Genomic DNA, 23,116 nt, shown 5'->3' with positions numbered 1-23,116 from the left:
TGAATGCGCTGACGCAGCGCCAATGCGCGTTTTTGGGAGCACACCGTCCGGATGCTGAATCGCAAGTCCAATCCATCGTCGCCACGCTGGTCGAACCGGCTATACGCAATCGTCAATGCTATCTACCGCAAACGGCCGGTATGGATGGTGTCGTTTTCGACGAGCGAGGCGAGTCTGTCGGAAGGGCTGAGAGCCGCCTGCGCGTCCACGGCCATGCTGGCGGTGGGCAACCTGCTGCACGATCCGACCTTTGCATGGGCGGCGATCGGCGCGTTCTGGACGTGTCTCGCCGACGCAGCCGGCTCCAACCGGGCCCGTTTCGCTTCGATGATGGGCTTTGCGCTTCTGTCGACGCTGGGCGGCGGCGTGACCGCGTTCGCCTCCGGTGTCGGGACTTCGCTCGCGGCGCTCGCCATTCTGGTCTTCACGACGCTCGGCGCCTTCGGAAGAATATGGGGCGCGGCCACGTCGCAAGTGACGATTCTGGCCGCGACCGCCTGCGTGGTCATGGTCGACCGGCCGATGCGCGACCTTCGGGAGGGCATGGCGTTTCTGGGCGTCTACCTCGCCGGATGCCTGTTTGCCGTCGTTCTGAGTCTGACCGTCTGGCGCATTCATCCGTTTGGCGCGAGCCGGTCTTCGCTGCGTGCCGTGTATCTGCGTCTGGCGGACATTGCCTTCGACAACGCTCGCCTGCTCAAGCAGCGCGCGGCGCCCGGGCAATGGGCCACGCATGCCGCGAAATTCCGCGCCGATGCGCGAGCCGCGCTGGAGCGCTCGCGCCGGGCACTCGCGCAGGTGCCGATATCGAGGACCGGCGGCCGGGAAACCTATGACAATTTCCTTGCCTTGCTGACCGAAAGTGAATCGCTGTTTGCCTATCTGATTGCGGTCTCCGGCGCCTGCGAAAAGGCCCCGAACGACCTGCGGCGCTCGAGCCGGGCGGCTCGGCTGCTGGCCGGGATCGGCGACGTGCTGCGAAGCATCGGTCTCGCCGCCAACGATGGGCAATGGGGGCGCGTGGCCAGCCTGCAACCGCGCTTGCAACGCCTCGCCCTGCGGCTCGAATCCGCGCTGACGGAACCCGTGAAGCTGAAATCCGGCTTCGAACTGGTCGATTTCGCGCCGGCCTATGCGCAGACCGAAGGATGGTTGGACAGCGCCGCCAGAGTCGCGGCTCAGACATGGTCGACGCTCAAGGCGAACCTGTCGAGTCAGTCTGTCGGTCTGCGCCACGCTGCTCGCGTGGGCGTCACGACGACGGCGGGATTTCTGGTCATACGGGCGCTGGGCCTGCCCTTCGGCTACTGGGCGACGATGGCGACGCTGCTGATACTGCAGCCGTCCATTGCCGCGACGTGGCCGAGGAGTATCGAGCGGGCGGCGGGAAGCATCGTCGGCGGCGTACTGGCGGCTGGCATTGGCTATGCGATTCATTCGCCGCTCGGTATTTCATTCGCCGTCTTTCCGCTGGTGGTGGCGACGATGGCGCTGCGTCCCGTCAGCTACAGCCTCTTTGTTCTATTCCTGACGCCCACCTTCGTGCTGGTGGCCGACTTTGCGACGCCAGGCGCCAACGAATTTTCTTTCGCGCTCACGCGGCTCGGCAATAACGTGCTCGGCTGCGTATTGGCGCTGCTCGCGACGTTCTATCTCTGGCCAACCCGGGAAAAGGTGAATCACCGGACCTTTCTCGCCACAGCGGTGCTGGCCAATCTCGAGTATCTCAGGGCCGCACTGGCGTACCCCGGCCGCAGCGACAAGGACATGGAACGGTTGCGCAGAGCCGCCGGATTGAGCAGCAATAACGCCGAGGAGGCCATCGGCCGGATTCGCCTCGAAAAACTGGAAGACTCGATGGCCGACACCGTCACCTTGACGGTGCTGAGCCTGCTGCGAAAGATGGCGGGCACCGCGGCACAACTGCGCCTGAGTGCGAACCGGCGCGGCATGCACGATGAACTCGGCGCGTGGATCGAGGCGGCGAGCGCCGACATCGAGGCCGCGCTGAATCGAACACTAAGGCCGATACGGCGCGACCTTCCCGCGCGGGACAGGTTGTCGTCGCTGGAGGCCGATGCGGTAGGAGAGATCGCCCTCATGCATCGGCTGCTCACCGAGCGGATGCGCGAGGCGAGAGGTTAGGCGGAGCGAATGCGCATGCATAAAGCCACGCAGAGCAGAGGTCGTGGTCGCAGTGCGCGCTGCTTCGCTAGGAAGCGCCGACTTCGTCTTCCGCCGCCGCTTCTTCGGGCGCGGGCAAGGGCAGCACCGAATCCAGGGTCCGCAACCCCGCGGCCAGCGCCCGCTTTTTTGTCGGCGACAGACGCTTGACCCAATATTCGGCGCGCGACGCGCTCGAGCGGTCCGTCAGCTCAAACGACGCCAGCACCTGCACCGGCTTGCGCGAACGCGTATAACGTGCGCCCGCACCGCTCACGTGTTTGTCGAAGCGCGCCTGCACGTCGGTGGCAATGCCGGTATAGACGCTGCCGTCCGAGCATTCGAGCAGATACAGAAACCACGGCATGAGTGTGCTTCAGCTCCTGAACGGATTGTGTTCGCGCAGCTCGTCCACATATGTGTGGATGCTGTTCTTCTCGTTGTCGAGAAAGTGGCCGACCGCATCGGCGAAGGCCGGATGCGCGAGCCAATGCGCCGAGCGCGTCACGGTAGGCAGAAAACCGCGCGCCATCTTGTGCTCGCCCTGCGCACCGCCTTCGAACGCGCCGAGTTTCTCTTCGATGCAGAATTCGAGCGGCTGGTAGTACGCGGTCTCGAAGTGCAGGCAGGGCACGTGCTCGAGCGCGCCCCAGTAGCGGCCGTACAGCGTGCCGCCGGTGTTCGCGTCGCGCTGATAGACCACGAGCGAGCTGGCGATCGGCTTGCCTTCGTATTCGGCCATCACCAGCAGCAGGTTCTCCGGCATCGACGCGCCGATCATGCGGAAAAAATCGAGGTTCAGATACGGACTCGAAAAGTGCTCGCGGTAGGTTTGCCGATAGCACTTGCTGAAGAAACGCCAGTCCGCGTCCTGAATGTCTTCGCCGCGGATCCGGCGCATCGTCACGCCGGCCTCGCGCACCTTGCGGCGCTCGGCGCGGATGTTCTTGCGCTTCTTCTGTTCGAGCGTCGACAGGAAATCGTCGAAGTCGCGATAGCCGTCGTTCAGCCAGTGAAATTGCACGCCTTCGCGCTGCATCATGCCGAGATCGGTCAGCGCGTTCGCTTCCGTTTCGGTCGGAAACAGCACGTGCAGCGACGACACGTCGGTCTGCTCGGCGAACGCCATCAGCGTCGCGGCCAGATGCCGCAACGCGTGCGTATCCGCCGCCAGCAGCCGGTTGCCCTGCACCGGTGTGAACGGCACCGCGCACAGCAGCTTCGGGTAATACGGCAAGCCGTTGCGCTTGTACGCATCGGCCCAGGCCCAATCGAACACGTACTCGCCGTACGAATGCCCCTTCAGATAGACGGGCGCGGCCGCCGCGAGCCTGCCTGAACGCGGATCGGTCAGCGTGACGAATTGCGGCGCCCAGCCGGTGTCGGCGACCGCGCATCGGGTCGCGCAGAGCGCGCTCAAAAACTCGTGCCGCAGAAACGGTGTGGGCTGCGGCTGCTGCGCAAGCAGGGCATTCCACTCAGCGGCGTCCACCTCGGAGGGCAACGCCAGAATGCCCGTGCGATAATCAAAGCGTTCCTGGTTCAATCTGTGTGACTGTTTCCAATGAGCGACGCGCAGCGTTGAGCGGTGCGTCGTTCGTTTATCCGATTTGTCCGTTCCGTCGAGCTATCCAGCCGCGGTACTCGCAAGCCGCGTGGCTTGCCTGTCGATCCTGCCATGAAGACCCGAATCGCTCTTGCTCAAATCAATGTCACCGTCGGCGATTTCGCCGGCAATGTCGCGAAGATTGTCGCTGCCGCGCGCGCCGCGCACAACGATGGTGCGAAGCTGCTGATCGCACCGGAACTCGCGCTCTCCGGCTATCCGCCCGAAGACCTGTTGCTGCGTCCCGCGTTCTACACGGCGAGCGCGGCGGCGCTGGCCGATCTCGCCGCGCAACTCAAGCCGTTCGCCGGCCTGCATGTGATCGTCGGCCACCCGCTGCGTGACGCGGCGCACGGCCATGGTAATGCAAACGCGCCGATCGAGCGCGGCGTGCCGCCGGTGGACACGTTCAACGCGGCGTCGCTGATCGTCGACGGGGAAGTGGCCGGCACGTATCGCAAGCAGGATCTGCCGAATACCGAGGTGTTCGACGAGAAGCGCTACTTCGCATCCGACCCGAAGCCGTTCGTGTTCGAACTGGACGGCGTGAAGTACGGCGTGGTGATCTGCGAAGACGTGTGGCATGCGTCGGCTGCGCAAATGGCGAAGTCGGCGGGCGCGCAAGTGCTGCTGGTCCCGAACGGCTCGCCGTATCACCTGAACAAGGAAGCGGTGCGGGTCGACATTCTGCGCGCGCGAATCCGCGAAACCGGCTTGCCCATGGTCTACGTGAACATGGTCGGCGCGCAGGACGAACTGGTGTTCGACGGCGGCTCGTTCGTGCTCGACAGCGAAGGCGAACTGGTCGCGAAGATGGCGCAGTTCGACGAAGGCCACGCGATCGTCGAGTTCGACGGCGCGCGGCCGGTTCCGTCCGCCATTGCGCCGGAACTCTCGCTCGAAGCGCAGGTGTACGCGGCGCTCGTGATGGGCGTGCGCGACTACATCGACAAGAACGGCTTCCCGGGCGCGCTGATCGGCCTGTCGGGCGGCGTGGATTCGGCGCTGGTGCTGGCCGTGGCGTGCGACGCGCTCGGCGCCGACCGGGTGCGCGCGGTGATGATGCCGTCGCGCTACACCGCGGACATCTCCACGACCGACGCTGCCGACATGGCCCGCCGCGTCGGCGTGCGTTACGACGAGATCGCGATCGCGCCGATGTTCGACGCGTTCCGCAGTTCGCTTGCCGAGGAGTTCGCCGGCCGCGCCGAAGACGCCACGGAAGAAAACATCCAGGCCCGCATCCGCGGCACCTTGCTGATGGCGCTGTCGAACAAGTTCGGCTCGATCGTGCTGACCACCGGCAACAAGAGCGAAATGGCGGTCGGCTACTGCACGCTGTACGGCGACATGGCCGGCGGCTTCGCGGTTATCAAGGACATTGCCAAGACGCTGGTCTACAAGCTGTGCCACTACCGCAACCAGACCACCACGTTCGGCAAGCAGAACGTGATCCCCGAGCGGATTCTGACGCGCGCGCCGTCGGCCGAGCTGCGCGAGAATCAGACCGATCAGGACAGCTTGCCGCCGTACGAAGTACTCGACGCGATTATGCGCATGTACATGGAAGAGGATCGCTCGCTCGCCGAAATCATCGCAGCGGGCTATGCGGTCGAAGACGTGAAACGCGTCACGCGCCTCATCAAGATAAACGAGTACAAGCGCCGCCAGGCGCCGATCGGCATTCGCGTCACGCACCGCGCGTTCGGCCGCGACTGGCGTTATCCGATCACGTCGCGCTATACCGAACCGGTCGAGTGAGCAGGGCCGCGCGTTAGAACCAACGCTTATGGACATCCCTAAGCGTATCCAAAAGCGCGCGCCGGATTGCCGCAACGCATCCGGCGCGGCGTAGAATAAAAATCATCCGTTTCCCTTTCACTCTGCCAATCACGAGACGAGGTTCGCCATGAAGCGCATCACTGCAGTCATCAAACCGTTCAAACTCGACGAAGTGCGCGAGGCGCTCGCGGAAGTCGGCCTTACCGGGCTGACCGTTACCGAAGTCAAAGGCTTCGGCCGGCAAAAAGGCCACACCGAGCTCTATCGTGGTGCAGAGTATGTGGTCGACTTTCTGCCGAAGGTGAAGATCGAAGTGGTGGTCGCCGACAATCAGTGCGATCAGGTGATCGACGCGATTATCGGCGCGGCACGCACCGGCAAGATCGGCGACGGCAAGATTTTCGTCGCGGACGTCGAGCGCGTGATCCGTATCCGCACGGGCGAGGAAAACGAAGCGGCGGTTTGAGCGGCGCGTCCTGCAGCATTGAAACGCCGGTCTAAAGCGCTGCCGGAATTGCAACGCGCGCAGCGCACGTATCGCACGCACCGCGACGGTGCGCGGAGGCCGCAAAACACGGTGGTAAAACCGCGCGCAGAAATAAAAAACGGTGCGATACCCTTTCGGACATCGCACCGATACGCGCCTCTCGCAGCAGCGTGAAAAAGATTCTCTCGAAGATCTTGTGACTACGCCCCGAAGGAAGTCCCCTTGCGGGGCGCCCCGAAGGAAGTCTCCTCGGGGGGCACCGTTCGCTTAGAACGAGTGTTGAATACCTGCGTACACGCCGCTCTGGCTGTGGCCATGCAGCGGGTTCTCGTTGTACGAGACCGTGCCGTCCGAAGCGGTGATGTTGCCGCCATTGCCTGCGCCGTTCGCGTCCAGACCGAAGTTAGCCGTCTTGCTGTTGCGCACGGTGGCCACCTGGATGTCCAGCAGCGTGCGCTTGGACAGGTTGTACGTGCCGCCGATCGTGTAGATCGTTGCGTTACCCGCGCCCTTGTTCGCATTCACGTGATACACCGCTGCGATCAGCGCGGCAGCCGGCGTGGCTTGCCACGTCACACCACCCCATTCGTGATCGAGCGAGGTCGGCGCCGTGCCCGCTGCGCTTGCTGCTGCCGACGTGCGGATCGCCTGGTACGCGCCCTGGATCTTGAACTGACCGAGGAACACGTTGACAGCGCCCGTGTATTCACGCGAGAAGTTGAACGGGTCGGTGAACTGGCCGTTCTTGTTGTTGCGGATTTCGTCGTACAGGCCGCGCACCTGGAACAGCGACGAGCTGTACGTGAGTTGCAGACCGGCTTCGCGGCCTTGCGGCGTCGTGCCGTTACCGTTCCAGCTCGTTGCGTTCGACAGTGCGTACTGACCGTACACGTCAAAGCCGTAGAACTTCGGCGACTGGTAGGCAATGTTGTTGCTCGATTGCGGCCAGTTGCGGCCACGCACCAGCGATGCCGACGACCAGCTCGTCTGACCGAACGGGTCGAAGTCCCACACGCCGTTCGAGATGAAGAGCATGCGGCCCAACGTCAGCGTGCCGTACGCGTCGTTCGACATACCGACCGTTGCCCAGCGATTGAAGAGACCGCCGCCACCAGGGCCTTGACCGTTCATGGTGTTGAACGAGCCTTCCAACTGGAACAGAACCTTGTTGCCGCCACCGATGTCTTCGACACCCTTCATGCCCCACAGGCTCGTGCCCCAGTCACCGCTTTCCGCACGGACGCGCGACGTGGAACCCGTGTAATTAGCGTTCGGAAGGCCACTGATGTATTCCAGGCCAGCATCAAGGCGGCCGTACAGCGTTACGCTGCTTTGGGCGTGCGCAACTACACCGGCTGTCATCAGCGCCGCGGCGAGCAAAGCTTTCTTCATCTTCTCCTCCATACCCTGTCAAAAAGTAAAACCCAGTACTGCGAATGGTGTTCGGACGCGAGCAGCGCCGAACAGAAATCGGTACCAGGGAGATTAGCGGGTGGATCGGGTCTCCTGCCGTGACGGGTAGCCTTGGCGGCTATTCTGAGCGTCATGCCGATCCCTCGCCGACCGGTTCTCCTCTGTGTTTTGAAGTGAAACTACTTTTAATGAACTTTGTTTTGCTACTTTGGTTACTAATTTATCAAAAATACCCTTGTCTGGGAGAAGAAATTAGTACCTGTCCTGGCAGGTGTCTCCAAATTGCAATACGAATGTGCGCAAAGAATTGCCGCCACGTCCGAAAAACGGCCCGAAACCCTTATGCGACAAGGGAATCACGGTTCGGAGCGAGCAACGTTAAGGATTGCCACTATTGACGCTTTAAATGCAGCGGAGTAGGGCGGGGCGGCGTGTATCTGGGCGCGCCGGCAGCCATTTTCGCGGTGCAAAAGGCCGGAATGCACAGGTGAGCGAAACAAAAAAGGCGCTTGTAAGCGCCTTGTAATTCTACTTCGACTACAGCCCAAATATTGGGCCGTACAAACGCCTCTCTATTTGAGGCTGCCGGAAAGAAACTGTTTGAGCCGTTCGCTCTTCGTGTTCCTGAAGACTTCGTCGGGATGGCCTTCTTCCTCGACGCGGCCCTGATGCAGGAACATCACGTGATTCGACACGTTGCGCGCGAATGCCATCTCGTGCGTGACGACGATCATCGTGCGGCCTTCTTCGGCGAGCGTCTGCATCACCTTGAGCACTTCGCCGACCAGTTCGGGGTCGAGTGCGGAAGTGGGCTCGTCGAACAGCATCACGTCCGGATGCATGGCCAAGGCTCGCGCAATCGCCACGCGCTGCTGCTGGCCGCCCGACAGATGCGACGGGTACTGTTTCTCCAGGCGCGGAGCCAGGCCCACTTTCTCCAGATACTGGCGCGCGCGCTCTTCGGCTTCCTTGCGCTTCAGACCCAGCACATTGATCGGCGCCTCGACGATGTTCTCGAGCACGTTCATATGCGCCCACAGGTTGAAGTGCTGGAACACCATCGACAATTTGGTGCGCACGCGCTGCAACTGCTTCGGATCGGACACGCGCAGCGCGCCGGCCTTGCCGATCTGCGTGCGGACTTCTTCGCCGTCGACGAAGATGCGCCCCGAGTTCGGCTGCTCGAGAAAGTTGATGCAGCGAAGCATCGTGCTCTTGCCTGAACCGGACGAGCCGATCACGCTGATCACGTCACCGGCGTTGGCCCTCAGCGATACGCCCTTGAGGACTTCGTTGTCGCCGTACTGTTTGTGAAGCTCGTCGACGAAGAGCTTTTGCTTCTTGGTGTTCATCAGGATCCTTGGCGGGCTTGCTTGGGGCGCGGTGCCCTGGGTTACTTGCCTTGCGGCCGCAGGTAAGCGAGCCAGCGGCGCTCGGCGCGGCGGAACAGCCACACGAGCGCGAAAGAAATCAACAGATAGAGCAGGGCGGCGAGGCCGAACGCATTGAACGACTGGTACGTGGCCGAGTTCACGTCGCGGGCGATCTTGAGGATGTCCGGCACGGTCGCGGTGAATGCGACGGTGGTGGCGTGCAGCATCAGAATCACTTCGTTGCTGTAGTACGGCAGCGCGCGGCGCAGCGCCGACGGCAGAATCACACGGCGATACAGCGTGAACGACGACATGCCGTACGCACGAGCCGCTTCGATTTCACCGTAAGGTGTCGCCTTGATCGCGCCCGCGAAAATTTCAGTGGTGTACGCGCAGGTGTTCAGCGTGAACGCGAGCAGCGTGCAATGCATGCCGTCGCGGAAGAACGCATTGGTCAGCTCGTGATTGCGGATGATCTCGAGGCTATACAAGCCGGTGTAGCAGAGCAGCAACTGCACGTAGAGCGGCGTGCCGCGGAATATATACGTGTACAGCCACACCAGACTGGCAAGCCACTTCTTCTTCGAGACTCGCGCGACCGCGAGCGGAATCGACAGGCAGAAACCGAGCCCGATCGACACCACCAGCAGCCACAGCGTAATAGCGAGGCCGGTGAAGCGGTAGCCGTCGGTATAGACATAATTGCGCCAGTATTCCTGAATGATCTCGATCATAGATCCGCCTTTCGCACGCCGGTCGAGTAACGCTTTTCGAGGTACATCAGTACGAAGTTGGACACTGTGGTGATGACGAGATAGATCGCCCCTGCGAACAGGGTGAAGAAGAAGAACCGCAGCGTGCCTTTGCCGGCATCCTGCGAGGCCTTGACGACATCCGCGAGACCGATGATCGACACCAGCGCCGTGGCTTTCACCATCACCTGCCAGTTATTGCCGATGCCCGGCAGCGCGAAGCGCATCATCTGCGGGAACATGATCCGCGAGAACACCTGCCAGCCGGTCATGCCATAGGCCGCGCCCGCTTCGAGCTGGCCGCGCGGCACCGCGAGAAACGCGCCGCGGAAGGTCTCGGTGAAGTACGCGCCGTAGATGAAGCCGAGCACCGCGACGCCGGCCACGAACGGGTTGATGTCGATCTGGTCCCAGCCGAGCATGTCGGTCAGGTTGTTCAGCCAGATCTGAATGCTGTAGAAGAGCAGCAGCATCAGCACCAGATCGGGCACGCCGCGAATCAGCGTCGTGTAGACGGTGCCGACACCATAGGAAAAGCGGTTCTTCGACAGTTTCGCCGCCGCGCCGAGCAGGCCCAGCACGAAAGCGAACGCCAATGACAACACCGCCAGTTTGACGGTTTGCCAGGTGCCGTTGAGAAGCAGCGGGCCGTAGCCTTGAAGGAACATATGGGGTCCTTGACGATGCGTTTGCGACGCACCGCGAAAGACGCGGCCAGCTATGCGCCGCGTTGTGCCGCGAGCCTGAGTTCGACTCTCGTTTGAGTCTTTACGACTGTATTGCGAAGCCAGGGGAAAGCCCATGCGGGCGAGCCCCGAGTTTCATGGGTACTGCGTGTTGCGTATGGCGGATCGACTGCTCAGTGACTGGCTCAACGTCCCGGATAGATGTCGAAGTCGAAGTACTGCTTCGCGAGCTTCCTGAACGTTCCGTCCTGGTGAACTTGCGCCAATGCCTGATTGAACATCGCCTTCAGTTCGGCGTCGTCCTTGCGCAGGCCGATTGCCGTGCCTTCACCGATCGTCTTCGGGTCCTTCACTTCCGGGCCGGCCCAGGCGAAGCCTTTGCCGCGCGGCGTCTTCAGAAAGCCGGCGTCGGCTTGCACTTCGTCTTGCAGGGCGGCGTCGAGACGGCCCGATGCGAGGTCGGCGTACACCTGATCCTGATTCTGGTAGGGCACCACGGTCACGCCTTTGGGCTCCCAGTAGGCCTTTGCGTAGGCTTCCTGAGTCGAGCCCTGCTCGACGCCGACGTGTTTGCCCTTCAGCGAGTCAGCCGTCGGCAGGAGCGGCGAGCCGGTCTTGGCGATCATGCGGGCCGGCGCGTCGAACAGCTTGTCGGAGAAGTCGATCTGTTCGCGGCGCTTGTCCGTGATGGTCAGCGACGACACGATCGCGTCGTATTTCCTGGCCTTCAACGCCGGGATGATGCCGTCGAGGTCCTGCTCGACCCACACGCACTTGACGTTCATCTTCGCGCACAGCGCGCGGGTCAGATCGACGTCGAAGCCGACGACTTGTCCGCTGGCCGCCTTCGATTCGAACGGCGGGTAGCTGGCGTCCACCCCGATGCGCACGGTTTTCCATTCTTTCGCCATGGCGCCCGTGGTCATGACGCCGAGCGCCACGCACAGTGCGAACTTCTTCATGTTTCTCCTGGATCAAACTGATCGTCGTGTGGCTCGATCTCGACGACCGCCGGCTGGTGGCTGGCCGTCGCTATTCTAGGCGGTCAAAATTGTTGCGCCGCGTGTGGATGCCGCGCCGGAGCGGCGCATCGAGCGGCCGGTGCGCAAGGGCGGAGTCCGCAGTGGTTCCCGCGCAGTTGTCCCCGCGCAGTTGTCCCCGCTATCCACGGCTGTCTCTTCGCGCCCCCGTTTGCCCGCATATGCCCGTATGCCCGTATGCCAGGCCCGCCGGCGAGCCCGCGCACCGACGTTCTCTCAAAAAGGGCGGTATTTTACCCGAACAGGGGCCGCGCGCCAGTGTGGAACCCCCAGGGCAGCGGGCAACTGGCGCAAATGCGTTGTGCATGCGCGACGGCGTTGTGCGTGGCCTGGTCCATGATGATCCGCCGTGGCTGGCAATGGGCTGGCGTCTGTATCCGGGGGGCGGCCATCCGGGAGCCGGCCATCCTAGGGGCGGTCATCGGGGGGCGGCTCCCGGAATCAGGCCGCCCGCAGCCGGGTCGCTCAAAAGCCGGCCAGGCCGTGCGCCACACCCGCACCCGATTGCGTGGATTTGTGGAACGATCCGGTGCACCCACGCGGATTGTCTGGCGCGCGTCGTGCCCATACATTCTGGCCATCGTTATTTACCGACCAGGAGTACCCCCCATGATCGAGATTCGACGTTCCGACGAGCGTGGCCATGCCAATCACGGCTGGCTCGACTCGTATCACAGCTTCTCGTTTGCGGACTACCGCGATCCGCAACACGTGCATTTCGGACCGCTGCGGGTCATCAATGAGGACCGCATCGCCGGCGGCCAGGGATTCGGCACGCACGGCCATCGCGACATGGAGATCGTCACCTACGTGCTCGACGGCGCGCTCGCGCACCGCGACAGCATGGGCAATGGTTCGACGATCCGTCACGGCGACGTGCAGCGGATGAGCGCCGGCACGGGCGTGATGCACAGCGAGTTCAATGCATCGCCGGACGAACCGGTGCACCTGCTGCAGATCTGGGTGATCCCGCAACGCGCGGGCGACCAGCCCGGCTACGAAGAAAAACGTTTCGACGACGCCGACAAGCGCGGCCGTCTGCGTGTGGTCGCTTCGCCCGACGGCCGCGACGGTTCAGTGACGATTCACGCGGATGCGTCGATCTACGCGGCGCTGATCGATGGTGCGGAGCAGGCTGAGTTTGCATTGCCGAAAGGTCGTCTTGCTTACGTGCATGTGGCACGGGGCGCGCTTACCGTGAACGGCGAAGCGCTCAGTGCCGGCGACGCGGCCAAGCTTGTCGAGACCGGCAAGGTGACGCTCGAAAAGGGCGATAACGCCGAAGTGCTGTTGTTCGACCTGGGTCCGCTCAACGGCTAGGCGCTTAAGCGGCTGAGCGGTTAACCTGAAGAGCGCGCGAGTGGATGCGCGGCTGAACGGCTGAGCGCTCATGGCCGATAGTTGAAGACGCAACTAGCGTATCGGTATCGGCTTGCACGCCGCGCGCTCGAACAAAAACGCCACGGAAAACTTTCCGTGGCGTTTTTGCTTTCAGGCGGCGGCCGGCCAAAGCCGCTGTCCGCAGCGCGTGCCGCTTACTGATTGGCAGCCGGCGCGGACGCTGCGCCCTTGCGATTTTCCCAGCGCTCGCGCATCTTTTCGTGACGTGCTTCCATCTTGGCGAAGCGTTGTTTCAGCGCCGTGCTGACGGTGGTCTTCTGCTGGTCGTTCAGGCCGTTATAGAACTTGAGCCATGCATCAGAAGTCTGCTGACGCAGTTGTGCGTCCTTCTGCTCGACTTGCTGGTGCGCCGCGGCCATCGCGTTCAGGTCCAGAATCGGCTGCTGCTGCGCGGCCTTGAACTGGCTCCTGATCTGCTCGTGGTTGGCGCGCTCCGCTTCGTGGTTCTGCTTCATGGTGTCGAGCGCGGCTTGCCACTGCTTTTCCTGATCCGCGTTCAGGTTCAACTGGTTATGCAGCTGGGTCAGTTCCTTCATGAAGTGGCCATGCCAGCCGCCGGGGCCGCCGTGTTCGCCGTGATCAGCAGGTTGCACGGCATAGGCGGCGCCCGCGCCGATGGCGAGAGCAGTAGCGGCGACGACGAGAATGCGCGACATTTTTTTGGTGGACATGTAAGGCTCCTTGTAATGGAATAGCCGACGATGCAACCGGCAACAGAAGACGGCCTGCATTCGGTAAGACACAGCGTAGAGATGTGCGCCCGGCGCTGTGTTACGTGGCTGGATGCGGCTATTACGGGACATTACGTGCGCCTTTCACCGTAACACCCGGTAACCCTTTGAGGGGCGGCCGGGGTCGGAAACCCACCCTCCTGCGCGTTAAACTTCAGCCATGGCTACTCAAATACTTGTTGTCGACGACGACGTCGAATTGCGCGATCTGCTGCGCGACTACCTGGCCCGTCAGGGCATCGAGGTCTCGGTGCTGCACGACGCCGGCTCGCTCGAGCGGCGGCTCGAACGTGAGCGCCCGGACCTGATCGTGCTCGACCTGATGATGCCGGGTGTCGACGGGCTGACCGCGCTGCGCAAGCTGCGCGCGTCGGGCGACGATATTCCCGTGATCATGCTCACCGCGCGCGCGGACGACGTCGACCGTATCGTCGGTCTGGAGCTCGGCGCGGACGACTACCTCGGCAAGCCGTTCAACCCGCGCGAGCTGCTGGCGCGCGTGCAGGCGGTATTGCGGCGGCGCCGCACGCTGCCGTCGGCGGCGGCGCCGGAGCAGCGCGAGCCGTTCAGCTTCGGCCGCTTCACGCTGGATTTCCAGTCGCGCACGCTGCATCTCGAAGACAAGCCGCTCACGCTGTCGGGCAGCGAATTCGCGCTGCTGAAGATTTTCGTCAATCACCCCATGCGCACGCTCACGCGCGAGCGCCTGCTCGAACTGCTGCACGGCCCGGAATACGACGGCACCGACCGCGGCATCGACGTGCAGGTGTGGCGCTTGCGCCGCATTCTCGAAACCGATCCGTCCACGCCGCGCTTCATTCAGACGGTGCGCGGGCGCGGCTACGTGTTCGTGCCGGACGGCGAACAGCATGCGCCGACCCATTGATTCGCTGTTCGGACGGCTGGCGCTGCTAGTTGTCGCGGTGCTGCTGCTGTCGCATTTCGCGTGGTACGCGCTGATGCGCCTCGAGCGCAGTCATCTGCAAACGCGCTACGCGGTCGAGGAAGCCACCTTCCTCGTCGACGCGGTGCGCCAGCACGTCGCGCGTACGCCGGACCAGCCGTTGCCCTCGCGCGTGAGGCTGGTCGATCCGGCCAGCCCGGACGTGCCGCCGGATGCCGCGAACCTGCCGGCGCCGCTCGAACGTTTCATCGACGACGTGCGTGACCGCATGCCGTCAGGCACCCTTGTGCGGATCGGCCAGCCGGGCCATCCGCCCACGCTGTGGGTGCGCGCCGTCTCGGATCGCAACTGGATCGTCGTGCCGGTGCAGCCGTTGCGCACGCCGCGTTCGCTCGACCGTACGGTGCTGTGGCTCGCGATCATCTTTTCGTTCGCGGTGATGGCGGCGCTGTTTGCCGCATGGGCGTTGCAGCAGCCGTTGCGCTCGCTCGCCCAGGCGGTGGCGCGGTTCGGCCGCGGCCTGCCGGTGCCGCCGGTGCCCGAGCGCGGCCCGCGCGAATTGCGTCAACTCACGCATGGCTTCAACCAGATGGTTCAGGAAGTGGCCCGTACCGAGAACGACCGCGCCGTGATGCTGGCCGGCGTCGCGCACGACCTGAAAACGCCGCTTGCGCGTCTGCGGCTGCGCGCCGAGATGATGGACGAAGTGAAGATGCGCGACGGCGTGGTGCGCGACGTCGATTCGATGACGCATATCGTCGAGCAATTTCTGGTGTTCGCTCACGACGGCGCCGATCGCAGCGAGGCGGTCGAGGTGGATACGCAGTGCGAGCGCGTGGTGCGCAGCTATCGCGCGGTGGCGTCCGGTGCGCCGGCCGTGCAGACCGAACTCAATGCCGGGCGCGGTTTCCTGCTGCCTGCCGCCACGCTCGACCGGATTCTCTCGAACCTGCTCGACAACGCGTACGCGTACGGCGCGCCGCCGATCGTCGTCGCCACGGCGCGCACGCCTCAGGGCTTCACGCTGTCGGTGCGCGACAACGGCAGCGGCATCGCCGCGCAGGATCTGATCAATGCGAGCCGTCCGTTCGTGCGGCTCGATCCGGCGCGCGGCGGCAACGGCCATAGCGGTCTGGGGCTGGCGATCGTCGAACGGCTGGTGCGGCGTGCGGGCGGAGAGTGGGAGATCGGCAACCACGAGGGACGTGGCTTGCGGGTTTTGATGAGCTTTCCGTTCGAGTCGGTGCCGCGTGTCGTGGCGGCATCGGAAAGTGCGTGGTAGGTCAGGGGTGAGGGCGCCCGCGCCCGGCCCCCTGCGTATAGTCGGAGCGCGCGCCTGAGTATCTCGGGACGCGCAGCGGCGTGCTAGTCTGAAAACAGCGTGTTCAGCGCATTCGCCGCCTCGTTATCCACGGTATTCCACGTCACCGTTTCGGCTTCGAAGATGTAGTGCGTGGTGTATTTGCCGAGACGGGCGAGTATCTCTTCCTGAATCAGCTCCGGCGCGACGTCCAGTTTCAGATACCACGCGGTCGACGACAGGCGCGTCTGAAATGCGCCGTATTCGGCCAGCAAGTGGTCGAACGCGTCAGCATCGTGATCGCGGCACACGATGACCAGATTTCCCTTCATGCGAATCTCCCGTTAGAGCGGTAGCGGCAACCTCAATATCAGGGTTGATGATACCTGCTTCGTCATGGCATGCCGAAGGCCGGGTCTTGCGCCGGGTCTTACGTTACGTCATCTGGATTCTGGATGCGCGCGCCGATGCGTCCCGCTGCGCATCGATTTGTTGTTACCAGACGTTGGCGGCAGTGCGAGCCGGCGGCGCGGTGTCGTCGGGCGGGAGCGCTTCGGTGCGGTCGCGACCGCCGGTCTTTGCCGCGTACAGCGCGAGGTCCGCGCGGCTCATGATCCGCTCGGGCAGATCGTCGGGCGAGAGTTCAGTGATGCCGATGCTGACGCTCAGGCCCACCGAGGCAGGCAGCTTCGGCGAAGGAACCGCCTTCAGGCGCAGGCGCAGCCGTTCCACCACTTCGCGGCCGCCGGCGAGGCCGGTGGCCGGCAGCAGCAGGCCGAATTCTTCACCGCCGAGCCGGCCGACCGCATCGGCGCCGCGCAATTCGGCGCGGCAGGTGTCGACGAAATGTTCGAGCGCACGGTCGCCGGCGGCGTGGCCGAAGCGGTCGTTGATCTGCTTGAAGTGGTCGAGGTCGGCGATCGCCATGCACAGCGGCTCGTTGTTCGCCTGCGCGCGTCCGATCTCGTGGCTCAGCAGATCGAGAAAATAGCGCCGCGACAGCGCGCCGGTCAGCGCGTCGTGGCGCGCCTCGGCCGACAGCAGCGTATTGGCCGATTGCAATTGCTCGGCCAGGTCGCGCGTGGCGCGATGGTGGCGCCGCTCGCGCACATACGACACAGTGATCACCCACGCCAGCGCGACCGTGCCGGCCAGCGTCAGAAACACCAGCAGATGATCGCGCTTGTGATTGCGCAGCAATTCAGGCCAGGCCGCGAGCGGGTCGACCAGATGGGCCGACAGTCCCGAATTCAATCCGCCGCGCGCCTGGTAAAGCGACGGCGCGGGCCGCTCGGTCATGCCGAACAGTTGCGCGGCGATCGCGGTGGGCACCCACGGTGCCTGCTCGCGCACCTGTGGGGCGACCTGAATCCGTACATCGGGGAACGACTCGCGGTGATAGGTGGTCTGGCGTTCGGCCGCGCTCATGTGCTGGACCCGCGAGTCCGGCAGCGCGTGGCCTTCGAGCGCGCTGTTGTGCGCCATGATGATGACGCCGTTCTCGTCGGCAACGAAGGTGCCGGCATGCGCGACCCAGTGGCGCAACCTCGCGATCCCCACCTTGGCGACCACCACCCCGACCAGCAGGCCATCGGCGTAGACCGGCGCCGCGATGAAGATGCCTGGCTCGCCGCTCACGCGGCCGACGCCGTAGGCTTCCGAGAACGCGCCGAGCAGCGCGTTGGTCAGGTAGCCGCGCGTGCGCATGTCGGAGCCGACGAAGGATCGCTCTGCGGCGAGCGGGTTGTGGATGGAGTTGCTCGACGCGACGCAGATGCCGCTGGCGTTGACCAGCCAGATCTGGTCGAGTCCGGAGAAGCCTTGCGCGTCGTGCAGAAAGTCGCTGACAGCGGCCATCTGCGGGTCTTTCAGTAACGCGGCGCGCTGGGCGGGTTCCGCCGCTTCGTCGTTCGCGGCATAATTCTGGGATTGTGACAGCGCGTGCTGGACCACATCCATCTCGGCCATGGTTGCCGGAATGGCCCGCGACATCGCGAGGTCGCTGGCGATCACCTCGGCCATGTTGTCGACGATCGACGCGGACATTTGCCGCTGCACGTGCAAGGCCGCGTCCAGCTCTTGCTGTACCATCCGGTCCGCGACCATGCCGGCCACGAACCAGCAAACGAGCACGATCAGCACAAAGCTGACCGGTCCGGTTGCCTGGCGCAAGGTTGTCCTGTTCATCGACCCTCTGATCCGTCTGGCTGTGACATGCAACAAGCTCGTTCGTGGCAGCGCGCCGGCGCTGATTCGTCCTTGTGGAAACGGGTGGCGGGGTGCCGTAGCGGCCCGGGATGAACCACGAACATGCGCCACGAACATGTGCGTCGTTTCCCGATTTTAACCGTCGTGGGACCAGACGCCACCGTTATTGCGGGAATGCGAAGTACACCCGTATAGCCCATCAGGTTCTTAACGGCAGCGTGTCGGGATTCTGAATGGTTGCGCGGGTTTTTCGGGTGGCGCGGGGCGATGCCTGATGGATCCTCGGCGGGCCCTCGAGTGTAGCTGGCGCGCGACGATAAACGACTGCGGTATGGCTTGCCGGTGGCGGGCCGAGACTCGTTGCCGGGAGTTTGCCGCTTTTTACTGCGAAAGGTTGTGCCTGAAACATAGGATGGTGTAGTGTCGTGCCGTCCAAAACAAGGAGAGCTCGCCAGCCTACGGGCGGCGCCTGCGGCGACAGAGGAGTCCGGCTTCGCGGTACCGGTCCCGGGCAGCTTGCCCGAAGACACGTCCGCCACCGGTCTACGTGTCTCCAACGCTAACGATTTACCGCGCACACGCGTTTTGCCATGCCTGATTTCCGCTTTCCGGACCGATCTTCAGACCGCCGCGCCGAAGCCTCGGCCTCCTTCATGCACTCGAATGCCTGTCACAACGGGGAGGGCGCCTGATGGATTTCAGCTTCGACCTGAAGCGTACCGCCAATGCTTCCGCTTGGCGGGTCCTGCCCAATCGCTGGGACTTCGTCGCCTTTCCGCTGATCATCTGCATCATTGCGATGGCGGCGATCGGTTTTCACGAGACGCTGGCGCCGATGTCGACGCTGAAGACTCAGGCGATCTCGCTCGACCCGTCGAACCTGCCTGAATATGCGATGCGCACCACGCTGCGCATGCTCGCGGCCATGGTCGCGTCGCTGACCTTCACGCTGGTGTACGGCACGCTCGCCGCCAAGAGCCGCCGCGCCGGCATGGTGCTGGTGCCGATTCTCGACATCCTGCAATCGGTGCCGGTGCTCGGCTACATTTCGTTTACGGTCACGTTCTTTCTCGCGCTGTTCCCGGGCCGCGTGCTCGGCGCCGAACTGGCGGCGATCTTCGCGATCTTCACGAGCCAGGCGTGGAACATGACGTTCAGCTTCTATCAGTCGCTGCGCACGGTGCCGCGCGATCTGGACGAAGTCTCGCGCGGCTTTCATCTGACTTCATGGCAGCGCTTCTGGAAGCTCGAAGTGCCGTTCTCGATGCCCGGCCTCATCTGGAACATGATGATGTCGATGTCGGGCGGCTGGTTCTTCGTGGTGGCTTCCGAAGCCATCACGGTGGGCAACAATACGATCACGCTGCCGGGGATCGGCGCGTTTCTGGCGCAGGCGATCTCCGAGAAGAATCTGCACGCGATCGGCTGGGTGATTCTCGCGATGACGGTCGTGATTCTCGCCTACGACCAGTTCCTGTTTCGCCCGCTGGTCGCATGGGCCGACAAATTCCGCATGGAAACCACCAGTTCGGGCAATGCGCCGGAATCGTGGCTGCTCGACCTGATTCGCCGCACGCGCCTGATTCACCGTTTGCTGGTGCCGCTCGGCTGGATGTTCGCGAAGGCCGCGCGCATGCCGTTCCGGCTGCCGGCGATTCACGGGCCGCGCTTCCAGATTCCGCAGCGCGAGAAAACCTCGCGTATCGGCGACATCGTGTGGGCGGCGCTGGTGCTGGTCGCCACCGTCTATGTGGTGTACCGCGTGTTCATCTATGTGCGTACCGGCGTCACGCTCGACGAAGTCGGCCACGTGTTCGTGCTTGGGCTCGTCACGCTGCTGCGCGTGGTGCTGCTGATCGCGATCGCCTCGGTGGTCTGGGTGCCGATCGGCGTGCTGATCGGGCTGCGTCCGGCGCTCGCGGAGAAGATCCAGCCGCTCGCGCAGTTCCTTGCCGCGTTCCCGGCCAACCTGCTGTTCCCGGTGTTCGTGATCGTGATCGTGCGCTTTCATCTGAACCCGGACATCTGGCTGTCGCCGCTGATCGTGCTCGGCACCCAGTGGTATATCCTGTTCAACGTGATTGCCGGCGCCAGCTCGTATCCGAACGACTACCGCGAGGCGGCCAAGAATTTCCATATCCGCGGCTGGCAATGGTGGCGTCAGGCGATGCTGCCGGGCATCTTCCCTTATTACGTGACCGGCGCGATCACCGCGTCGGGCGGCGCGTGGAACGCGAGCATCGTCGCGGAGTTCGTGCAGTGGGGCGACACGAAAGTGGCCGCGCATGGCTTGGGCGCGTATATCGCACAAACCACCGCGGCGGGCGACTATCCGAAGATCATTCTGGGCATCGCCGTGATGTCCCTGTTCGTGACCTTGTTCAACCGCCTGCTGTGGCGTCCGATGTACGCCTATGCCGAGTCCAGGCTGCGGCTCGATTGACAGTAAATTTAAGGCAAAACGCGATGCAAAATCCTAAAGCTGCCGTAACCGCCGCGCCGCTCCAGACGCCGCCGATGCCTCCGCGCCTGGGCGAAGAGATTCTGTGCGTCAAGGACGTGTGCCGGGGGTTCAACAAGACTCAAGGTGAGTTGCTCGTCCTCGACGATGTGAACCTGTCGCTGCGCGAAGGTGAGATCGTCGGCATGCTGGGCCGTTCGGGATCCGGCAAGTCGACGCTGTTGCGTATCATCGCCGGCCTGATCGAGCCGACCGACGGCGATGTGACCTATATGAGCAAGCCGCTCGACGGCCCGGCCAAGGGCGTCGCGATGGTGTTCCAGACCTTCGCGCTGTTCCCGTGGCTGACCGTGCTGCAGAACGTGGAAGCGGGCCTCGAAGCGCAAGGCGTCGCCGCGCGCGAGCGCCGCGAACGCGCGCTGGCCGCGATCGACCTGATCGGTCTCGACGGTTTTGAAAACGCGTATCCGCGCGAGTTGTCGGGCGGCATGCGCCAGCGCGTTGGCTTTGCGCGCGCGCTGGTGGTCGACCCCACGCTGCTGCTGATGGACGAGCCGTTTTCCGCCCTCGACGTGCTGACCGCCGAAACGCTGCGTACCGACTTGCTCGACCTGTGGACGCAAGGCCGCATGCCGATCAAATCGGTGCTGATCGTCACGCACAACATCGAGGAAGCGGTGTTCATGTGCGACCGCATTCTGGTGCTGTCGTCGAATCCGGGCCGCGTGATCGCCGAGATCAAGGTGCCGTTCAAGCATCCGCGCAACCGGCTGGATCCGGCGTTCCGCCGTCTGGTCGACGAGATCTACGCAAAGATGACCGCGCGCCAGACCGACGAAGCGACCAAGAAGGGGCTCGAACTCGGCAGCTGGCTGCCGCATGTGTCGACCAACCTGATGGCCGGTCTGATCGAAACGCTCGCTGCCGCGCCGTACCACGGTCGCGCCGACATGCCGGAAATCGCCCGCTCGCTGCATCTGGAGGTGGACGATCTGTTCCCGGTCGCGGAAGTGCTGCAGCACCTGGGTTTCGCCGACGTGCGCGAAGGCGACATTTTCTTGACGCCGCCGGCGCGCGTGTTCGCCGAGTTCGGTACGCAGGAGCGCAAGATGATGTTCGCCGAGCATCTGCTGCGGCACGTGCCGCTTGCCGCGCGAATCAAGAAGGTGCTGAACGAACGGCCGGGGCATCGGGCGCCGCGTGTGCGCTTCGAGCAGGAACTGGAGGATTTTCTGTCGGACAGCGCCGCGGAAGAGACGCTCGACGCGGTGATCAACTGGGGCCGTTATGGCGAGATATTCTCGTACAACGACCAGACGGAAATTTTCAGCCTGGAAGACGTGGAGTCTTAAGTTCGTTGGAGACGATTACGACGCTTCAAGCAAAAAGCGGCAGGGGAGACCCTGCCGTTTTTTTATTGCAGATTGCCCCAGCGTTCGACCGCCGGTTCCGCGGACGCCCACTTCCAGCCTTTGTCCTGCTGGCACGCGCTGCCGGTGTACCAGGCTTCGTGCGCGTTCGGGCCGTCGCCGTCCTGGACCGAAAACACGAATTCCTTGCATAGCGCGAGCGCCGAACCGAATGCGCGGGTCACACGCACCTTGCCGTGGCCGTTCTCGATCGGCAGCGTGTGCTTGACCGCCCAGGGCCGCGTCTCGCCGACCGGCATCGCGCCCGCCAGGGCGGCGATCATGTTCTGCTGATCGGTGTGCAGGGTGCGCATATAGCGGCCGATGGCTTCGTCGGTGGCGGCCTGCACGGCGATGCCGACGCCGATGCCCACGGCCGGATTGGTGGTCACGAGACCCGAGGCGACGCCGGCCGCCGCGCCGCTCGCTGCACCTACCGACGAGCAGCCGCTCGTCAGCAGACCGGCGCCGATGCACAGCGCACCGGCCAGCGCGAGCCGCAGGCGGTCGCCGGAAAGCACAGGAGGGACCGAGCGAGGAATCAAACGCGGAATCAAATGGAGAATCAAGCGCGGGACCGAACGCGAAAGCGCCTTCATTGCAGCGCGCCCCAGCGTTCGGTCGCGGGTTCGGCCGATGCCCATTTCCAGTTGTCGCCGTCGCGGCAGATCGATGCGACATAGAACGCGCTGCTCGCGGGCACATTTTTGGTGGCGGTCTGGTCGACCGAGAAGACGATTTCCTTGCAGTCGAGCGCGCCGCTGCTGATCGTGCGGCTGACGGTGACGCGGCCATGTTCGTCGTCTTCGATCGGCATGGAGTGGGTCACGCTCCACGGCGCGACGGCGCCGACTTCGAGCGGCCCGGCGATTTTCGCGATGCCGTCCTGGGTATTCTTGTGGACCACGCGCTCCGAGTACTGCACGCCGGCACGGGCTGCGGCCACTGCGCCGAGACCGATGCCGGTGGCGACCGCCGCATTGTTGGTGACCTTCGCCGCGAGCGCGGCGCCCGCGATACCGGCGCCGGCAGTGGCGCCTTCCGAGTAGAGCGAACCACAGCCGCTCAACGCCGACGAGATCGCAATCGCCAGCGCGACAAGCGCCGTTGCATTTGAGTATCCGCGTTTGGCCGTCGGTTTTGCCCGGTCGGCCCACACTATATTTTTTTGCATTTCCCTGTCTCTGCTTCTGCCGGCGCCCTTCATTTACGCTCAAAGCGAGTTGGTGAACGAACAGCACGCCGATTTCATCGTTGCGACACGCGCTGCCGCATTTTGCAGGATGCTATTTGTAATTGGCAGAGGGAAAGTGCAAGCAATTGCAAAAGATGATGCGGGTCAAATCGGTTTCTGTTGAACGGATGCCGATTTGCCTGGTGATGCGAAGGGATTGCAGGCG

General features: G+C 63.6%; 20 protein-coding genes. 8 read left to right on the top strand and 12 right to left on the bottom strand.

From position 1 onward, the window contains the following. Positions 1 to 51: 51 nt before the first annotated feature. Positions 52 to 2,145, top strand: coding sequence for an FUSC family protein (locus tag AC3WLT_RS23425; protein ID WP_492594065.1), 2,094 nt, complete (start codon positions 52 to 54; stop codon positions 2,143 to 2,145). A 67-nt stretch (positions 2,146 to 2,212) separates the two neighbouring features. On the opposite strand, the gene AC3WLT_RS23420 is transcribed toward AC3WLT_RS23425, so the two are convergent. Continuing rightward, positions 2,213 to 2,530, bottom strand: coding sequence for a GIY-YIG nuclease family protein (locus AC3WLT_RS23420; protein ID WP_492594064.1), 318 nt, complete (start codon positions 2,528 to 2,530; stop codon positions 2,213 to 2,215). A 9-nt stretch (positions 2,531 to 2,539) separates the two neighbouring features. Further along, positions 2,540 to 3,709 carry a GNAT family N-acetyltransferase gene (locus tag AC3WLT_RS23415; protein ID WP_492594063.1) on the bottom strand — a complete coding sequence of 390 codons (1,170 nt, stop codon included), beginning with the start codon at positions 3,707 to 3,709 and terminating at the stop codon, positions 2,540 to 2,542. Between the two features lie 132 nt (positions 3,710 to 3,841). On the opposite strand from AC3WLT_RS23415, the gene AC3WLT_RS23410 reads away from it, so the two are divergent. Both AC3WLT_RS23410 and glnK read left to right on the top strand, forming a co-directional pair. After that, positions 3,842 to 5,530 (top strand): NAD+ synthase, encoded by a 1,689-nt coding sequence (locus AC3WLT_RS23410; RefSeq protein WP_492594062.1) that lies wholly within the window; start codon positions 3,842 to 3,844, stop codon positions 5,528 to 5,530. Between the two features lie 148 nt (positions 5,531 to 5,678). After that, positions 5,679 to 6,017 carry a P-II family nitrogen regulator gene (glnK, locus tag AC3WLT_RS23405; RefSeq protein ID WP_006048444.1) on the top strand — a complete coding sequence of 113 codons (339 nt, stop codon included), beginning with the start codon at positions 5,679 to 5,681 and terminating at the stop codon, positions 6,015 to 6,017. Between the two features lie 288 nt (positions 6,018 to 6,305). Here glnK and AC3WLT_RS23400 read toward each other — a convergent pair whose 3' ends face one another. From AC3WLT_RS23400 to AC3WLT_RS23380, 5 genes are all read right to left on the bottom strand, one after another. Further along, a complete protein-coding gene (locus AC3WLT_RS23400; RefSeq protein ID WP_492594061.1) occupies positions 6,306 to 7,430 on the bottom strand; it encodes a porin in 1,125 nt (374 codons plus the stop codon). Positions 7,431 to 8,023: 593 nt separating this feature from the next. Further along, the gene (locus tag AC3WLT_RS23395; protein WP_492594060.1) at positions 8,024 to 8,803 is read right to left on the bottom strand and encodes an ABC transporter ATP-binding protein; all 780 of its coding nucleotides are present in this window, start codon (positions 8,801 to 8,803) and stop codon (positions 8,024 to 8,026) included. A gap of 41 nt (positions 8,804 to 8,844) precedes the next feature. Further along, on the bottom strand, positions 8,845 to 9,558 hold the full coding sequence (locus AC3WLT_RS23390; protein WP_492594059.1) for an ABC transporter permease: 714 nt from the start codon (positions 9,556 to 9,558) through the stop codon (positions 8,845 to 8,847). Next, positions 9,555 to 10,244 carry an ABC transporter permease gene (locus tag AC3WLT_RS23385; protein WP_492594058.1) on the bottom strand — a complete coding sequence of 230 codons (690 nt, stop codon included), beginning with the start codon at positions 10,242 to 10,244 and terminating at the stop codon, positions 9,555 to 9,557. Before AC3WLT_RS23385 ends, AC3WLT_RS23390 begins: the two co-directional genes overlap by 4 nt. Before the next feature lie 203 nt (positions 10,245 to 10,447). Beyond that, positions 10,448 to 11,224 carry an ABC transporter substrate-binding protein gene (locus tag AC3WLT_RS23380; RefSeq protein ID WP_492594057.1) on the bottom strand — a complete coding sequence of 259 codons (777 nt, stop codon included), beginning with the start codon at positions 11,222 to 11,224 and terminating at the stop codon, positions 10,448 to 10,450. Positions 11,225 to 11,911: 687 nt separating this feature from the next. Here AC3WLT_RS23380 and AC3WLT_RS23375 point away from each other — a divergent pair. Further along, positions 11,912 to 12,622 (top strand): pirin family protein, encoded by a 711-nt coding sequence (locus AC3WLT_RS23375; RefSeq protein ID WP_492594056.1) that lies wholly within the window; start codon positions 11,912 to 11,914, stop codon positions 12,620 to 12,622. A gap of 215 nt (positions 12,623 to 12,837) precedes the next feature. On the opposite strand, the gene AC3WLT_RS23370 is transcribed toward AC3WLT_RS23375, so the two are convergent. After that, complete coding sequence (locus AC3WLT_RS23370) at positions 12,838 to 13,374, bottom strand: periplasmic heavy metal sensor (protein WP_492594055.1); 537 nt, start codon at positions 13,372 to 13,374, stop codon at positions 12,838 to 12,840. A 220-nt stretch (positions 13,375 to 13,594) separates the two neighbouring features. Between AC3WLT_RS23370 and AC3WLT_RS23365 the strand changes: the two genes are divergently transcribed. Together AC3WLT_RS23365 and AC3WLT_RS23360 are read left to right on the top strand one after the other, a co-directional pair. Continuing rightward, entirely contained in the window at positions 13,595 to 14,320 is a 726-nt protein-coding gene (locus AC3WLT_RS23365; RefSeq protein ID WP_492594054.1) for a response regulator, read from the top strand. Next, positions 14,304 to 15,620: an ATP-binding protein gene (locus AC3WLT_RS23360; RefSeq protein ID WP_492594053.1), complete on the top strand. Its 1,317-nt coding sequence runs from the start codon at positions 14,304 to 14,306 to the stop codon at positions 15,618 to 15,620. The genes AC3WLT_RS23365 and AC3WLT_RS23360 overlap by 17 nt, the downstream gene beginning before the upstream one ends. 83 nt (positions 15,621 to 15,703) lie before the next feature. On the opposite strand, the gene AC3WLT_RS23355 is transcribed toward AC3WLT_RS23360, so the two are convergent. Both AC3WLT_RS23355 and AC3WLT_RS23350 read right to left on the bottom strand, forming a co-directional pair. Then, positions 15,704 to 15,970 (bottom strand): hypothetical protein, encoded by a 267-nt coding sequence (locus AC3WLT_RS23355; RefSeq protein ID WP_115104224.1) that lies wholly within the window; start codon positions 15,968 to 15,970, stop codon positions 15,704 to 15,706. A 163-nt stretch (positions 15,971 to 16,133) separates the two neighbouring features. Further along, positions 16,134 to 17,825, bottom strand: coding sequence for a sensor domain-containing diguanylate cyclase (locus tag AC3WLT_RS23350; RefSeq protein ID WP_492594052.1), 1,692 nt, complete (start codon positions 17,823 to 17,825; stop codon positions 16,134 to 16,136). Positions 17,826 to 18,537: 712 nt separating this feature from the next. On the opposite strand from AC3WLT_RS23350, the gene AC3WLT_RS23345 reads away from it, so the two are divergent. Further along, positions 18,538 to 20,289: an ABC transporter permease gene (locus tag AC3WLT_RS23345; protein ID WP_492594051.1), complete on the top strand. Its 1,752-nt coding sequence runs from the start codon at positions 18,538 to 18,540 to the stop codon at positions 20,287 to 20,289. Between the two features lie 23 nt (positions 20,290 to 20,312). Further along, complete coding sequence (locus tag AC3WLT_RS23340) at positions 20,313 to 21,659, top strand: ABC transporter ATP-binding protein (protein WP_492594050.1); 1,347 nt, start codon at positions 20,313 to 20,315, stop codon at positions 21,657 to 21,659. Positions 21,660 to 21,721: 62 nt separating this feature from the next. On the opposite strand, the gene AC3WLT_RS23335 is transcribed toward AC3WLT_RS23340, so the two are convergent. Continuing rightward, positions 21,722 to 22,237, bottom strand: coding sequence for a hypothetical protein (locus AC3WLT_RS23335; RefSeq protein ID WP_492594049.1), 516 nt, complete (start codon positions 22,235 to 22,237; stop codon positions 21,722 to 21,724). Positions 22,238 to 22,311: 74 nt separating this feature from the next. Further along, entirely contained in the window at positions 22,312 to 22,890 is a 579-nt protein-coding gene (locus AC3WLT_RS23330; RefSeq protein WP_492594048.1) for a hypothetical protein, read from the bottom strand. Between the last annotated feature and the right edge of the window lie 226 nt (positions 22,891 to 23,116).

It is taken from the genome of Paraburkholderia sp. FW306-2-2C-D06C, from assembly GCF_058781505.1.
Note: the sequence above shows the minus strand (reverse complement) of the source record. Positions and strands in the feature narration are given on the sequence as shown.

What these genes read in the sequence shown, in the direction of transcription:
- AC3WLT_RS23425 (WP_492594065.1), top strand. Translation starts at nt 52, where the DNA reads ATGCTGAATCGCAAGTCCAATCCATCGTCGCCACGCTGGTCGAACCGG.
- AC3WLT_RS23420 (WP_492594064.1), bottom strand. Translation starts at nt 2,530, where the DNA reads ATGCCGTGGTTTCTGTATCTGCTCGAATGCTCGGACGGCAGCGTCTAT.
- AC3WLT_RS23410 (WP_492594062.1), top strand. Translation starts at nt 3,842, where the DNA reads ATGAAGACCCGAATCGCTCTTGCTCAAATCAATGTCACCGTCGGCGAT.
- glnK (WP_006048444.1), top strand. Translation starts at nt 5,679, where the DNA reads ATGAAGCGCATCACTGCAGTCATCAAACCGTTCAAACTCGACGAAGTG.
- AC3WLT_RS23400 (WP_492594061.1), bottom strand. Translation starts at nt 7,430, where the DNA reads ATGAAGAAAGCTTTGCTCGCCGCGGCGCTGATGACAGCCGGTGTAGTT.
- AC3WLT_RS23395 (WP_492594060.1), bottom strand. Translation starts at nt 8,803, where the DNA reads ATGAACACCAAGAAGCAAAAGCTCTTCGTCGACGAGCTTCACAAACAG.
- AC3WLT_RS23390 (WP_492594059.1), bottom strand. Translation starts at nt 9,558, where the DNA reads ATGATCGAGATCATTCAGGAATACTGGCGCAATTATGTCTATACCGAC.
- AC3WLT_RS23385 (WP_492594058.1), bottom strand. Translation starts at nt 10,244, where the DNA reads ATGTTCCTTCAAGGCTACGGCCCGCTGCTTCTCAACGGCACCTGGCAA.
- AC3WLT_RS23380 (WP_492594057.1), bottom strand. Translation starts at nt 11,224, where the DNA reads ATGAAGAAGTTCGCACTGTGCGTGGCGCTCGGCGTCATGACCACGGGC.
- AC3WLT_RS23375 (WP_492594056.1), top strand. Translation starts at nt 11,912, where the DNA reads ATGATCGAGATTCGACGTTCCGACGAGCGTGGCCATGCCAATCACGGC.
- AC3WLT_RS23370 (WP_492594055.1), bottom strand. Translation starts at nt 13,374, where the DNA reads ATGTCCACCAAAAAAATGTCGCGCATTCTCGTCGTCGCCGCTACTGCT.
- AC3WLT_RS23365 (WP_492594054.1), top strand. Translation starts at nt 13,595, where the DNA reads ATGGCTACTCAAATACTTGTTGTCGACGACGACGTCGAATTGCGCGAT.
- AC3WLT_RS23360 (WP_492594053.1), top strand. Translation starts at nt 14,304, where the DNA reads ATGCGCCGACCCATTGATTCGCTGTTCGGACGGCTGGCGCTGCTAGTT.
- AC3WLT_RS23355 (WP_115104224.1), bottom strand. Translation starts at nt 15,970, where the DNA reads ATGAAGGGAAATCTGGTCATCGTGTGCCGCGATCACGATGCTGACGCG.
- AC3WLT_RS23350 (WP_492594052.1), bottom strand. Translation starts at nt 17,825, where the DNA reads ATGAACAGGACAACCTTGCGCCAGGCAACCGGACCGGTCAGCTTTGTG.
- AC3WLT_RS23345 (WP_492594051.1), top strand. Translation starts at nt 18,538, where the DNA reads ATGGATTTCAGCTTCGACCTGAAGCGTACCGCCAATGCTTCCGCTTGG.
- AC3WLT_RS23340 (WP_492594050.1), top strand. Translation starts at nt 20,313, where the DNA reads ATGCAAAATCCTAAAGCTGCCGTAACCGCCGCGCCGCTCCAGACGCCG.
- AC3WLT_RS23330 (WP_492594048.1), bottom strand. Translation starts at nt 22,890, where the DNA reads ATGCAAAAAAATATAGTGTGGGCCGACCGGGCAAAACCGACGGCCAAA.